Origin of the sequence: Corynebacterium sp. 21KM1197, from assembly GCF_033783015.1 — a bacterium.
Classification (GTDB): Bacteria; Actinomycetota; Actinomycetes; order Mycobacteriales; family Mycobacteriaceae; genus Corynebacterium.
Window position 1 is genome coordinate 1800956 of sequence record NZ_CP123907.1, and the last position, 12451, is coordinate 1813406.

13 protein-coding genes are annotated in these 12451 nt (G+C 63.5%); 5 read left to right on the plus strand and 8 right to left on the minus strand.

The features are described 5' to 3' along the window. The first annotated feature begins 3 nt into the window (after positions 1–3). On the plus strand, positions 4–930 hold the full coding sequence (hutG, locus tag OLW90_RS08700) for a formimidoylglutamase (RefSeq protein ID WP_319649701.1): 927 nt from the start codon (positions 4–6) through the stop codon (positions 928–930). Between the two features lie 84 nt (positions 931–1014). Next, positions 1015–2289 carry a hypothetical protein gene (locus OLW90_RS08705; RefSeq protein ID WP_319649702.1) on the plus strand — a complete coding sequence of 425 codons (1275 nt, stop codon included), beginning with the start codon at positions 1015–1017 and terminating at the stop codon, positions 2287–2289. On the opposite strand, the gene OLW90_RS08710 is transcribed toward OLW90_RS08705, so the two are convergent. The 3 genes from OLW90_RS08710 to OLW90_RS08720 all read right to left on the minus strand — a co-directional run bounded on the left by OLW90_RS08710 (position 2237) and on the right by OLW90_RS08720 (position 4565). After that, positions 2237–2860 carry a PIN domain-containing protein gene (locus OLW90_RS08710; RefSeq protein WP_319649703.1) on the minus strand — a complete coding sequence of 208 codons (624 nt, stop codon included), beginning with the start codon at positions 2858–2860 and terminating at the stop codon, positions 2237–2239. The two genes, OLW90_RS08705 and OLW90_RS08710, sit on opposite strands and share 53 nt — an antisense overlap. Before the next feature lie 21 nt (positions 2861–2881). After that, positions 2882–3220 carry a hypothetical protein gene (locus tag OLW90_RS08715; RefSeq protein WP_319649704.1) on the minus strand — a complete coding sequence of 113 codons (339 nt, stop codon included), beginning with the start codon at positions 3218–3220 and terminating at the stop codon, positions 2882–2884. Between the two features lie 127 nt (positions 3221–3347). Then, positions 3348–4565, minus strand: a complete 1218-nt coding sequence (locus OLW90_RS08720) for a cystathionine gamma-synthase (protein WP_319649705.1) — start codon at positions 4563–4565, stop codon at positions 3348–3350. Between the two features lie 118 nt (positions 4566–4683). Between OLW90_RS08720 and OLW90_RS08725 the strand changes: the two genes are divergently transcribed. Both OLW90_RS08725 and OLW90_RS08730 read left to right on the plus strand, forming a co-directional pair. After that, positions 4684–5706 (plus strand): mechanosensitive ion channel family protein, encoded by a 1023-nt coding sequence (locus OLW90_RS08725; protein ID WP_319649706.1) that lies wholly within the window; start codon positions 4684–4686, stop codon positions 5704–5706. Between the two features lie 20 nt (positions 5707–5726). Further along, positions 5727–6116: a globin gene (locus OLW90_RS08730; protein ID WP_319649707.1), complete on the plus strand. Its 390-nt coding sequence runs from the start codon at positions 5727–5729 to the stop codon at positions 6114–6116. A 3-nt stretch (positions 6117–6119) separates the two neighbouring features. On the opposite strand, the gene OLW90_RS08735 is transcribed toward OLW90_RS08730, so the two are convergent. From OLW90_RS08735 to OLW90_RS08750, 4 genes are read right to left on the minus strand one after another with little or no spacing between them, the layout of a single operon-like run. Then, positions 6120–6752 (minus strand): hypothetical protein, encoded by a 633-nt coding sequence (locus tag OLW90_RS08735; RefSeq protein WP_319649708.1) that lies wholly within the window; start codon positions 6750–6752, stop codon positions 6120–6122. Beyond that, positions 6749–7198, minus strand: a complete 450-nt coding sequence (locus OLW90_RS08740) for an acyl-CoA thioesterase (protein WP_319649709.1) — start codon at positions 7196–7198, stop codon at positions 6749–6751. Before OLW90_RS08740 ends, OLW90_RS08735 begins: the two co-directional genes overlap by 4 nt. Before the next feature lie 24 nt (positions 7199–7222). Beyond that, entirely contained in the window at positions 7223–8893 is a 1671-nt protein-coding gene (ettA, locus tag OLW90_RS08745; RefSeq protein ID WP_319651864.1) for an energy-dependent translational throttle protein EttA, read from the minus strand. A gap of 60 nt (positions 8894–8953) precedes the next feature. Continuing rightward, the gene (locus tag OLW90_RS08750; RefSeq protein ID WP_319649710.1) at positions 8954–9499 is read right to left on the minus strand and encodes a single-stranded DNA-binding protein; all 546 of its coding nucleotides are present in this window, start codon (positions 9497–9499) and stop codon (positions 8954–8956) included. 174 nt (positions 9500–9673) lie between these two features. Between OLW90_RS08750 and OLW90_RS08755 the strand changes: the two genes are divergently transcribed. Continuing rightward, positions 9674–10315, plus strand: coding sequence for a TetR-like C-terminal domain-containing protein (locus OLW90_RS08755; protein WP_319649712.1), 642 nt, complete (start codon positions 9674–9676; stop codon positions 10313–10315). 26 nt (positions 10316–10341) lie between these two features. On the opposite strand, the gene OLW90_RS08760 is transcribed toward OLW90_RS08755, so the two are convergent. After that, positions 10342–12423: a cytochrome c oxidase assembly protein gene (locus OLW90_RS08760; RefSeq protein WP_319649713.1), complete on the minus strand. Its 2082-nt coding sequence runs from the start codon at positions 12421–12423 to the stop codon at positions 10342–10344. Positions 12424–12451: the final 28 nt, after the last annotated feature.

The window sequence follows — 12451 nt, forward strand, 5'->3', positions numbered from 1 at the left end:
ATCATGTCCCTGCCCGGTATCGACACCGCACCCGCCCCCTGGTCCGGCCGTAACGACGGCCCCGGCCCCGAGCACGCCCGCTGGCACAGCGTCGTGCAGCCCCTCCCCGACAAAGACGCCGCCCCCGGCGTCGCGCTGCTGGGTTTCTGCTCCGACGAGGGCGTGCGTCGCAACGGCGGGCGGCAGGGCGCGGCCACGGCCCCTAAGGCGCTCCGCACCGCCCTAGGCAGCCTCGCCGTCCACGACGAGCGCCCCCGCTACGACGTGGGCGACGTGGTCACCGCCGGTACCGACCTGGAATCGGCGCAGGAGAGGGTGAGCGACGTCGTGGCGTCGTTAAGCAAAGCCGGGCACACCGTGATCGCCCTGGGCGGCGGGCATGAAACCGCCTGGGCCACCCATCGGGGGCTGCGCCGCACGCACCCGAGCAGCGTGCAGATCGTGAACCTGGACGCGCATTTTGACCTGCGCCGCGCGGAGCACGCCACCTCCGGCACGCCCTTCCTCCAGATCGCGGAGCACGTGGCGGATTTCCGCTACACGGTGCTGGGGATTTCCACGCCCAATAACACCCGCGTGCTCTTTGATACCGCGCGTGACCTCGGCGTGGAGGTGCATACCGACGATGACCTCGCCGCCCTCGGCCCCGAGCGCGCCGCCGAGATCGTCACCCGCGCCGCTGAAAAAGCCGATCACCTGCACTTGAGCATCGACCTCGACGGCCTACCCGCCGCCGTGGCCCCCGGCGTGAGCGCGCCTGCCGCCGTGGGCGTTTCCCTGGCCGCCTACCGTGCGATGGCGCGCGCGGCGGCCGCCTCCGGGAAACTGCGCCTGGTGGACGTGGTGGAACTCAACCCCCGCTTCGACGTGGACGCGCGCACGGCCAAGGTTGCAGCGCGGCTTATCGATGACATCGTGGCGGCATTATAAACTTGCCTCGGAGCCCCGGTGGAGCGCTATCGACCAGTCTGACTGGTGGGTATTCTCGCCGGGGCATAGGTCTATCCTTATCCCGTGAGCATCAAGCAAACGTTGAGCGATCACGCGGGCATGACCCCCGCGGAGGCCACCGCTTATCTCCGGATCAAGGAACGCGGCCGCAACCTCTGGTGGTACGCGGCGCTGCTTTCCCTCGGCCCCTCGCTGATCGTCTTTCTGCTCGCCCTGCTCATCGGCCTGCAACCCACCGATAAGCCCATCGTGCAAACCGCCGAGGTAGCCAATAGCCGCCTCTTTTATAATGCGGCCGATCCCGCCTGGGCGGGCATTATTCTCACCTTTACCGTCTCCCTGCTCATCGCGTCCTCCATTTCCCTACGCGGTACTCGATTCCAGGGCCGCACCCACCGCACCCTGACCATCACCGATAGTGAGGGCAAGGCCACGCATATCGACGACGTGGATACCATCGACCTCCGCAGCCAACTCACCCTTTTCATCGCCTGCGTTCTCCCCATCGCGCACGCCTTCCTCACCGTCCTGGCCCTGCTCTGGTGGTTCACCCCCGCGCGGAGCAGCGATTACAGCCTGGCCGAGGTGAATATCCGGCTGGGAGTTTGCTGGTTCCTCCTCATTCTCGGTTCCGTGGCGGCCACCATCATGTACCAGGCCGATACCCTGGATAACCTGCGCCGCAAGGGAGCCACGGCGGAACTTGCCTCCGCCATTAAAACCCAGCATGGCGGCGATATGCAGGCTGTGTTACAGGCGGGTGAGCGCGATCAGACCGCGCCACAGAAAATATCCCGATGGCTCATCATTGCAGTGGTTCTCGGGTACGCGGCGCTGGTATCCGTGCTCTATATCCTCACCGGCCGGGGATGGAAATATGGCACTTTCTGGGCGGTGGTATTTTGCGTCCTCGGTGTGCTTATCGCCGTCATGGGAATCCTCTGCGCACTATGGATTGAGTTTGCCCTGGGGCTCCGCCAAGGCAATCTTCTTCTGTACGCACCCCGCTCCCCCATCGGCCCCATTTTCCGGCTAGCGCATATCCCTGGTAAACAACCCTCTTCCCTCCGCGAGGCCCTGGCCAGACATCTCTTCTGGTTCCCCGGCATTATGACGGGCTTTCTCTTCGCCTTTACGCTCTCCGATTCCGAGTGGGTGGCGGTAGTCAGCATTGCCACCGCCCTGGCCTGTTCCTTTATCCTTTACCTCAAACTCGGTGCCGCGATGGTCCGACCTTACGGCGGCCTCCTGGTATTTCGCCGCTGGGTTCCCGGGGCCGCGCGCCTCACTCAGGCGAATGCTCAGAATACGGCGGCGTTTCTAGGGGAAGTGGGGTGAGATACTGCAATCTTTCTCCCACATAGTAAGAGAATTCTGGGCACCCAGCGGCAGAAAGCCTGACTTGAAGATCAGCACGCCTTCCCACACGCTCCCAATATGAGCACTGATCCAGTATTACTTTATCCACTAGAGCTGAAGCACATTCCACAGCCTTCATCAACCACTCATCTGCCGTATAAACAACGTAGGATGGAAGTACGCGATCAGAGTAGATTCCCCGAAAATCATCAACATTATTGGTAACAATCTCATGGATTCCGGCAAACACAGCAGCGGAATGGACATGGGCATCCCCAGGGTCAGGATATTCCCACACAGAATCATCATGCGGATAGTTGGATATCCTATTCTCTTCCAGGATAGGAAGAAGCCTATCTCGAAGATCTTCGATCTGTTTACTAGACGACCGGGGAAATCTACGGCGACGCGCCCTCACCGCCTCAGCCATGATGTCTTCCGTCCAATAAAACGACCACATATTTTGTGATTGCGCTGCAATCAGCGCAAACCAACTGTGTAAGGTAGCCGATGCCCAGATATTAGAATCTGGCAAAACTCGCGTTTCCATGTCCCCCTCCCCGAAAGATATCTAATTCCCGAAAGCCGCCTCTTGCGCTTCCAACTCTCGTTCCAAGTCCATCAGGTCGAACACCGCCTGCACTGCCTGTTCCACTCGTTCTTCCCTCAGAGTCACCACATCCGAGGCGAGCAATCGTGAATGTTCCCCCAGCCTGCTCACAGAAATGCGCCCGTCGGCCACGTATTCCATCACCGCAAGCTGCGAGATACCCAGAATCTCCGACGCCATCGCGGCGGTGAGCACATGAGGTATAGCCTCCACACTGGAAAGCGGACGCTGCTCACATACCGCTTGACGAATCTCAACCAGAGCCGCAGCTTCCGCAGAGGTTTTCTGTGAACCAAACATATTTTCCCTTGTTGCTCCCTCACAGAAAAGAAGCCCTTTTCCACTCCGTACAGCGCTCATGATCTTGCCCTCCCTATCTACAAGCACCTTTCTTCAAAGTTAGACATTTTCTCATACCAGTGCAACCTCATACCTCCCCCAACGCCCTCTCCACGTCCGCCAACAGATCCGCCTCGTCCTCGATCCCGATGGAAATGCGCACCAGATCGTCCGGCACCTCCAACTGGGAACCGGCGGCGGACTGGTGCGTCATGGTGGCCGGGTGCTCCAACAGAGACTCCACCCCGCCCAGCGATTCCGCCAAACAGATCAGCCGCGTGGCCCGGCAGAACGCCAGCGCGGCCTCGCGCCCTCCGGCAAAGCGCACGGAGATCATGCCGCCCGGCCCGCGCATTTGCCGCTGCGCCACCTCGTATCCTGGGTGATCCGGCAATCCAGGGAAGAGCACCTGGGAGACCTTGGGGCTTTCCTTAAGCAACCGTGCCACCGCGAGCGCGTTGGCGCAGTGCTTCTCCATGCGCAGCGGGAGGGTTTTCACCCCTCGGTAGGCCAGGTAGGCGTCGAAGGCGCTGGGCACGGCCCCCACCCCTCCCTGGAGGAATAGCAACTCGGAATCCAGGTCGGCGTCGTTGGTCACCACCACCCCGCCCACCACATCGGAGTGCCCGCCGATGTACTTGGTGGTGGAGTGCAGCACCGCGTCCGCGCCCAGTTCCAGCGGGCGTTGGAGGTAGGGGCTGGCAAAGGTGTTGTCCACCACCAGGCGGGCGGGGTGGGCGTCGATAGCCTGGGCCACGGCGGCGATGTCGGTGATACTCAGCAGCGGGTTGGTGGGGCTTTCCACCCACACCAGGCGGGTGTTGTCCCGCAGGGCGGCGCGCACCTGCTCAGGGTCGGTCATGTCCACCACCGTGTGCTGCACGCCCCAGTCCTTCAGGGAGGTGTCGATGAGCCGGAAGGTGCCGCCGTAGGCGTCGTTGCCGAGGATGAGGTGGTCACCGGGGCGCAGCAGGGCGCGGATCACGGTGTCGGTGGCGGCCATGCCGGAGGCAAAGGCACGGCCATACGCGCCGCCCTCAAGCGCGGCCACCACGTTTTCTAGGGCCGTGACGGTGGGGTTGCCCACGCGGGAGTATTCGTAGCCTCCGCGCAGGGTGGCCACGTCATCCTGGGCAAAGGTGGTGGAGGCGTAGATGGGCACGTTGATCGCCCCGGTGTGGGTATCGGGCCGGTAGCCGCCGTGAATGGCGGTGGTGGCAAAGCCTCGGGGTTCCTGAGTAGCAGCGGCTCCCTGAGCGAGGCGGGCGGCGGTTCCGGCGTCGGCGCGGCTGGTGTGGTTGCTCATAGCGGGCGATCCCTCCTGTGGTTTTAAGAGCACATGGTAGACCAAGCTGTTCAGATCGCGCATACTTTATTGCACAGCACCGGCACCTGCGGGCCAGCCTCGCTAGGCTGGTGGGCATATGTTCAACGAACTGACACTTGCCGCAACCAAAGAACCCCTACCCGGCGCCGAAACCGCTCAGCAGACGGTGGAAACCGTGAGCAACTGGTGGGACAGCGAACTCGCCCGCACCTGGCTCATTGATAATCCCATCTCCATCGGCATCACGCTGCTGGTGGCGGTGGTGGCGCACTGGGTGCTGCGCAGGCTCATCGATAAGTTTGCCCAGCACAACATGAATAACTCCGCCCCGCTGAACCGCCTGGGCCGCAAGACCCGCGCGGAACAGCCGGAGGAGGTGCCCGCGCGGGTGGCCGCCATGAATAAGGTGCAGGAAAAGCGCCGCCAGTCCCGCGTGAAAACCCTCGCCCAGGTGGGCAAATCCGCCGTGGCGATCGTGGTGTGGGTATTCGCCGTCCTCTCCATTCTGGACACTCTGGGCGTGAACATCGCCCCACTGATCGCCTCGGCCGGTGTGATCGGTGTGGCCATTGGTTTTGGCGCGCAGTCCCTGGTCAAGGACTTCCTCTCCGGCATCTTCATGCTGCTGGAGGATCAGTACGGCGTGGGCGATACCATCGACGTCGGCGAGGGCATCATCGGTGACGTGGAGGACATCTCCCTGCGCCTGACCACCATTCGGGACATCGACGGCACCCTCTGGTACGTGCGCAACGGCGAGATCCTGCGCGTGGGTAACTTCTCCGACGAGTACGCCATCGCCCGCATTCAGGTTCCGGTGGGCCTCTCCAACGATTCCACCAAGGCCTGGGAGGTCATTCAAAGGGCCACCGAAGAAGCCTGCGCCGACCCCACCACCAGGGATTGGGTGCTCGACGAGCCCGAGATGAAGGGCGTATCCGACTTCGAGGTGGATCACCTCTCCTACCGCATTTCCATCAAGACCATGCCCGGCATGCAGTGGGACGTGCAGCGCCTGGTGCAGGGCCGCATCCTGGACGCAATGCGGGAAAACAACATCACGGTGCCCTACCCCCACGGCATCGGCATTACCCGTCCCGGCTCCGATCAGGAGGCCTAACGCCCCTACAATGGGAGGCCATGACGTCTCCCAGCAGCCTGTACGACGCCCTCGGCGGCGAGGTGTTCGAGCGCCTCGTCGCCGGTTTTTATCGCCGCGTGCGTACCGACGACATCCTCGGCCCCATGTATCCACAGGACGATTGGGAGGGTGCCGAGGCCCGGCTGCGCATGTTCCTCGCCCAATACTGGGGCGGCCCGGCCGATTACCAGGCCCAGCGCGGGCACCCGCGCCTGCGCATGCGGCACATGCCCTTTCCCATTGATCGCGCGGCCGCCCAGCGCTGGCTGGACCTCATGGAGGCCTCCCTGGACGAACTCGACGAACAAGAACTCCCGCCCGCCTACCGGCACGCACTGTGGGATCACATGACGCGGGTGGCGGCCATGCTGATTAATCGGCCGGACTAACCCCTAGAACAGCGAAAGCCGCGTGGAGTGATACACCGTGCCAAAGGGGGCGTCCACCCGCACCCACCGGCCCAGTGCCGATACCCGCAGGTGACGCGGCACCTCCATGGGCGCGGCAAAACCCGGAATGAGCCCCAGGGCCGTGCAGGTAAAGATCATGCGCATGGGCACCTCCACGCTGCCGCTCTCCCCGCTGACCTCTAGAACGGCCTGATTAAGCAGGCTCGCCGGGGGACCCAACGGCCCGGAGAACTGCCGGGCCAGGGCCTGCCCCTGATCCGCCAGGCCCCGAACCACGGAAACCGGCACCTCATCGAGGAGCTGGAACCCCTCCGCCGGAGGCAAGGCACCCGGCCAATTGGGATCGCGCGCCACCCCGATGTCCTGGGCGCTCGTCTGCGCCGCCACCGCGTTATAGAGATCGTGGGCGCTCACCACCGAGCCCTCCCGGGAGGCCTCCCCCTCCACCCGGCGCGTGGCCACCACCTCAAAGGGGGTGGTCACAAATACATCCACGTGGGTGCCATCGGGAGTAGATCGCAATCGCGCCAGCGCGGAGGCGTCCAGGCCCGTTGCCCGGGCCAGGAGGGATTCCAGGCCCGGGGCACCGGCGCGAATGTGGAGCGACTCTCTCATGGTTGCGGTGCCGTTGCGGCCTTCCTCATGGTGAGGATCTCCACTTCCTCCGAGGTGATCTCCCTGGGTTGCAGAGTCTCCTGATCCAGGGCCACCTGCACGCAGTGAATCACGCAGGCCGTGCGCCCCTTCTCATCCTTGATTTCCTGGCGGGTGTTAAAGGAGGAACGCCCCACCTTGATCACGGTGCTCTCCACCAGCACCTTTTTGGAGCGCCCCGGAACGATGGGAATGCGGTAATCCGCCTCCAGGTGGCGCACCACGAACATCGGCGCGGGCAGACCACGGGACACGAAGTTATCCAGGCTGAACTGCACCCTGGATTCCTGCACGATCTCCACGTACTGGGCATTATTCATGTGCCCAAAGCGGTCAAAGTCAGACCACCGCAGTTCCACGTAGGCCTGGTGCACCGCACCCGCTTGTTCCGTCTGCTCCGCGCTCATCGTCGTGGGGTTTCTCCTTGAGCCTTAGCGACTGAGCTTGCGATGCGTCACGCGCGAGGGGCGCGCGGCATCCGCGCCCAGGCGCTGGATCTTGTTCTTCTCGTAATCCTCGAAGTTACCCTCGAACCAGAACCATTGCCCCTCGGCCACATTGCCCTCCCAGGCCAGGATGTGGGTGCAGGTGCGATCCAGGAACCAGCGATCGTGGGAGATCACCACGGCGCAGCCGGGGAACTTGGTCAGCGCGTTTTCCAAGGAACCCAGGGTTTCCACGTCGAGGTCGTTGGTGGGCTCATCGAGCAGGATCAAGTTTCCGCCCTGCTTGAGCGTGAGCGCGAGGTTCAGACGGTTGCGCTCACCACCGGAGAGCACCTTGGAGGGCTTTTGCTGATCCGGGCCCTTGAAACCAAAGGCGGAGAGGTAGGCGCGGGAGGGCATTTCATTCTGGCCCACCTGGATGTAATCCAGGCCATCGGAGACCACCTGCCACACAGTCTGCTCGGGGTCGATGTTCTCGCGGTTCTGATCCACGTAGCTCAACTGCACGGTCTCGCCCACGTCCACCGAGCCATCATCGGGGGATTCCAGCCCCACGATGGTCTTGAACAGGGTGGTCTTACCCACACCGTTGGGGCCGATCACACCCACGATGCCGTTGCGGGGCAGGGTGAAGGAGAGGTCCTTGATCAGGGTGCGGCCGTCAAAGCCCTTCACCAGGTCATTGGCCTCCACCACCTTGTTACCCAGGCGCGGCGGGGTGGGAATCTGGATCTCCTCAAAGTCCAGCTTCTTGTACTTCTCCGCCTCGGCGGCCATCTCCTCGTAGCGCTCCAGGCGAGCCTTGTTCTTGGCCTGGCGGGCCTTAGCACCGGAGCGTACCCACTCCAGCTCGTCCTTCAGGCGCTTGCGCAGCTTGGCGTCCTTCTTACCGGCCACCTCCAGGCGCTGGGCCTTGGTGTCCAGGTAGGTGGAGTAATTGCCCTCATAGGGGTAGAGCTTGCCGCGATCCACCTCGCAGATCCAGCCGGCCACATGATCGAGGAAGTAGCGGTCGTGGGTCACGGCGAGCACCGCACCCTTGTAATCCTGCAAGTGCTTTTCCAGCCACTGCACGCTCTCCGCGTCCAGGTGGTTGGTGGGCTCGTCGAGCAGCAGCAGGTCCGGCTCGGAAAGCAGCAACTTGGCCAGGGCCACGCGGCGGCGCTCACCACCGGAGAGGTGGGTTACCGGCTCGTCACCGGGCGGGCAGCGCAGGGCCTCCATCGCCTGCTCGATCTTGGAGTCCATCTCCCAGGCATCGGCGGCGTCGATCTTGTCCTGGAGGGTGGTCATCTCCTCCATGAGCTCATCGGTGTAGTTGGTGGCCATTTCCTCCGCGATGGCCTCGTAGCGCTTCTTGATCTCAAAGATCTCGCCCAGGCCCTCCTCTACGTTCTCGCGGACGGTCTTGTCCTCATTCAGGGGCGGCTCCTGGAGGAGGATTCCCACCGTGGCGCCCGGGTCGAGGAAGGCCTCGCCGTTGGAGGGCTGATCCAGGCCCGCCATGATCTTCAGAATCGAGGACTTACCGGCACCGTTAGGCCCCACCACGCCGATCTTGGCGCCTGGGTAGAAAGCCATGGTGACGTTATCCAAAATCACCTTGTCACCGATGGCTTTACGCACGTTTTTCATCGTGTAGATGAACTCGCCCATGTTTCCCCTCATGTCGTGGTTATTTTCAGTCACCTGAGAGGCTACCCTACCCGCGCGAACCTAGGCTGCCATCGGGTGATCTTCCTCCTCCGGTTCCGGCGGCAGCGGCACGGCCTGCGGAGCCTGGGCAAAGCCCTCCTCCTCCACCGGCACGGAAGCCTCCGGGTTCTTATCCTCGTCCAGGTACGTCGGATCAATATCGTCGGCCACCAGGGCGCCATTATCGGAGTGCTGGGCGGTCACGCGGCACTTGCGCCACCGCACCTGGTATTTGCTCAGATCCACGCCCACGTGCCGCGCCCGCAGGAGAATACGGGAGCGCTTCTCCCCGGTGGCGGGGTCCGTCCACTCGGTGGTCACCAGGTGTCCGCTGACGATCACCGGCATCCCCTTGGCCACCGAGCAGCGGGTGTTATAGGCAAGGTCGCCCCACATTTCTACGTCGATGAACAGGCTGTCCAGGCTCGTCCAGCCGGTGCCATTGGTGGCCGGAACACGGCGATCCGCGCCCAGGCGTATCCGGCACACCAGCGCCCCGCTTTCCGTGCGTTTGAGCGTGGGATCTTGAGTGAGGTTTCCCGTGATGGTGATGGGTGTGTTGGCCATGATGATCCTCCCCGAGGTATCTGCGACCCCTCGGGGCCGCGGTCGATGTACTTGGCACCTACCAGCATGGGGCGGGGCGTCGATAAGCACCACCGGGGAGCCGCTGAGTTGTGGATAACTCTTTTATTTTCACAGTGCGGTATCTGACACTTGAAATACTGTAAGTTCATCTGTATGGCCGTGAGAAGATACGGGAAAACCCTGCAATCCGCGCTGCTCAACGCCGCCTGGGCGGAGCTAGAGGCCTCGGGATACACCGGCATGACGATGGATGCCGTGGCCACCCGCGCACAGACGAGCCGCGCCGTGCTCTACCGCCGCTGGGCGGACAAAGCGGAACTCACCCGCGACGCCGTGCGGCACTACTTTGAAACGAACCGCCTACACCTGCCCGATACCGGGTGCCTGCGCGGCGATCTCATCGCGCTGCTCTCCGAAGTGAATAACACCTACCCGAACATGATTACCCTGGTGCGCCTGCACCTTTCAGGTTTCCGCGCGGAGGATTCCAGCGGCTCCAATCCCCTGATGAGCATGATCCCAGAGGATCGCTTTGAGGTGGTTGATGAGATTTACCGGCGCGCGGCCCAGCGCGGGGAGATCGACTTTGCCATCACCACCCGCATGACCCGCACCGCCGCTCTTTCCGTGCTCCGGGAAATGCTCATCACGCAGGCACATTCCGTGCCGCTGCGGGCCATCGAGGAGATGGTGGATAGCATCGCGCTGCCGCTGGCCGGGGCCGCGCCGAGTTCTGCCCCCGGTAGCAGGCCAGATCCCACTCCCCCGCACGCGCCCACCGCACCAACGGTCTAGCGATGCCAGCGGTCTAGCGGTTCCGGCTAGCTCTTCTTCCCCTCCCCGAACTCCTCGGTGTAATAGGCCTGATCCTCTGGTTGCTCGCCCGCGTTCATGCGGGCCAGCATGGCGTTATAGCTATCCATGTCTACGTCGCCCTGTTCTTCTGCGCGGTCATCGTAATCGCGCGCCTTTTTCTCGTCCTCACGCCGCCACTGCATAAAGAGCACGCTGAACACGATCACCAGGGGGAAGGCCCCCGAGGCCCAGGCAATCCCGCCCCCGGCGCGCTGATCCGCCAGCAGGTCCGGCTCCCAGGGCAGGCCCAGCGAGGAATAAAAGTCTCCCGCCAGGATCTGCGTGAGTTGCATGAGATACACGCCAAAGTACAGGTGAAACGGCATGGAGAAGATCAACCAGCCGATCCGCGCCACGGGAGTTCCCCGGCGCGGGACGGGATCGGGGCCGATCATGTCCCAGAAGTAGAGGTACCCGGAGATCAGGAAGATCACATTCATGCCCACGTGCCCGCCGTGCTCGGAAACCAAGACGTCATAGAGCGGCGTGAGATAGAGCAGGTAGAAGATCACGATGAACTGCACCGTGTTAAAGCCCGGCGCGGTGATGAACCCGATGAAGCGGTTATTGCACAGCGCCCATACCCACTCGTGCAGGCCGGGGGCCTCCCCCGCCTCCACGTCCGCGGGCGGCACCGCCTCCATGATGAGGGTGAGCGGCGCACCCAGCACCAGGAACACCGGCACCACCATGGAAAGCCCCATGTGCACCACCATGTGCATGGAAAAGAGCGCCATCATGTTCATCCCCATGCCGGAACTCATCATCACGGCCAGAATGAGGCAGCCAAGCAGGAACCAGGTGGTGCGCCACCACGGCCAGGTCTTGCCCGCTCGGCGCAGGCGTAGCACTCCCCAGAGGTAGGCCACCGCGAGCATGATGGCGATGGTGCCGAACATGAGGTCAAAGCGCCACATGCCCCATACGTTCCAGAAGGTGGGGCTTTCATGCAGGTCAAAGCCGATGGCGATGGCCATGGGGGAAAGGTTGGGATCGCGCGGCGGGGGCGGCGGGGTGCGGCCCATCGTGATGGCGATGCCGGTGATCGCCGCCATCACCACCACCTCGGCTATGGCCACGCGCAGGAAGACGGCGGAACGGGTGGCGTCGTTGCGCAACTGCGGGATGGTGAGCTGGCGGTGCAGGAAGCCAAAGAAGGCCAGCACCACCACGCCCACAGTCTTGGCCACGATGATCAGGCCGTAGGTGGTGGTGAACCACTCGGAGAACTCGATGCGGATGGCGGCGTTGATCACCCCGGAGACCGCCATGAACAGCACGGAGACCAAAGCGATGGTGGAATAGCGCCGCACCGCCACGTCCAGGTGCGGGCCTAAGCGACGCCCGTGTGCGATCAGCGCCATGAGGCCGCCCACCCACAGCACCAGGAAGATGAGGTGCCAGAGGTAAGAGTTCGTGCCGTAATCGTGATCGCCACCGGCCGCGGAGTGCCCCTCCATGCCCAGCGGAATCACGGTGAGAATGGCGCCCAGCAGGAGCCAGGGTTGGCTCGTCCACTTATGCGAGAACAGCCCCAGGCCACCGACGACGCCGCTGATCAGCGCCACCCACAGCCACGCGAGGGCGGTGGAGACCTGACCGATCGCCACGCCCCAGGCCTCCGGGCGCAGGGTCTGAGCAAAGGGCGTGCCGGAGACGTCGGAAAGCGTCAGCGGAATCATCAGCAGCGCGACGAGCCCGAAGCACAGGAGGCTCAGCGAGCCGGTGCGGGCGGCAATGTGCCCGTCCACGCTCAGCCGGGCGTGCAGGATCGGTTCCGGGCGCGGGGCGATGAGAAAGGCAGATGCTAGGAAAGAGCCCACCCCCAGCGAGGCCAGCAACCACCCCACCGCGCGGAAGAACGGCAGGCCTGCGGTGGTGAAGCGCCCGGGGTCCGGGATACCCAGCGCCGCGAGGGATTCCCCGAGGAAGCCCCAGGAAATCGCGGTGCCCACGCTACCCGCCACGAGGAAAAAGAGCAGGTACAGGGGCCAGGAGATGCGCGCCTGGCTCCGGCGCGGCGCTTCGGGTGCGGCGGGGGTCGTCATGGAGTCCACCCTACTTCCCCGCCGTGCC

Excerpts from the sequence above, each read along its gene's own strand:
- hutG (WP_319649701.1), top strand. The coding sequence starts at position 4 with ATGTCCCTGCCCGGTATCGACACCGCACCCGCCCCCTGGTCCGGCCGT.
- OLW90_RS08750 (WP_319649710.1), bottom strand. The coding sequence starts at position 9,499 with ATGGCCAACACACCCATCACCATCACGGGAAACCTCACTCAAGATCCC.
- OLW90_RS08760 (WP_319649713.1), bottom strand. The coding sequence starts at position 12,423 with ATGACGACCCCCGCCGCACCCGAAGCGCCGCGCCGGAGCCAGGCGCGC.
- OLW90_RS08715 (WP_319649704.1), bottom strand. The coding sequence starts at position 3,220 with ATGTTTGGTTCACAGAAAACCTCTGCGGAAGCTGCGGCTCTGGTTGAG.
- OLW90_RS08730 (WP_319649707.1), top strand. The coding sequence starts at position 5,727 with ATGACGTCTCCCAGCAGCCTGTACGACGCCCTCGGCGGCGAGGTGTTC.
- OLW90_RS08755 (WP_319649712.1), top strand. The coding sequence starts at position 9,674 with ATGGCCGTGAGAAGATACGGGAAAACCCTGCAATCCGCGCTGCTCAAC.
- OLW90_RS08735 (WP_319649708.1), bottom strand. The coding sequence starts at position 6,752 with ATGAGAGAGTCGCTCCACATTCGCGCCGGTGCCCCGGGCCTGGAATCC.
- OLW90_RS08720 (WP_319649705.1), bottom strand. The coding sequence starts at position 4,565 with ATGAGCAACCACACCAGCCGCGCCGACGCCGGAACCGCCGCCCGCCTC.
- OLW90_RS08740 (WP_319649709.1), bottom strand. The coding sequence starts at position 7,198 with ATGAGCGCGGAGCAGACGGAACAAGCGGGTGCGGTGCACCAGGCCTAC.
- OLW90_RS08710 (WP_319649703.1), bottom strand. The coding sequence starts at position 2,860 with ATGGAAACGCGAGTTTTGCCAGATTCTAATATCTGGGCATCGGCTACC.
- OLW90_RS08725 (WP_319649706.1), top strand. The coding sequence starts at position 4,684 with ATGTTCAACGAACTGACACTTGCCGCAACCAAAGAACCCCTACCCGGC.
- ettA (WP_319651864.1), bottom strand. The coding sequence starts at position 8,893 with ATGGGCGAGTTCATCTACACGATGAAAAACGTGCGTAAAGCCATCGGT.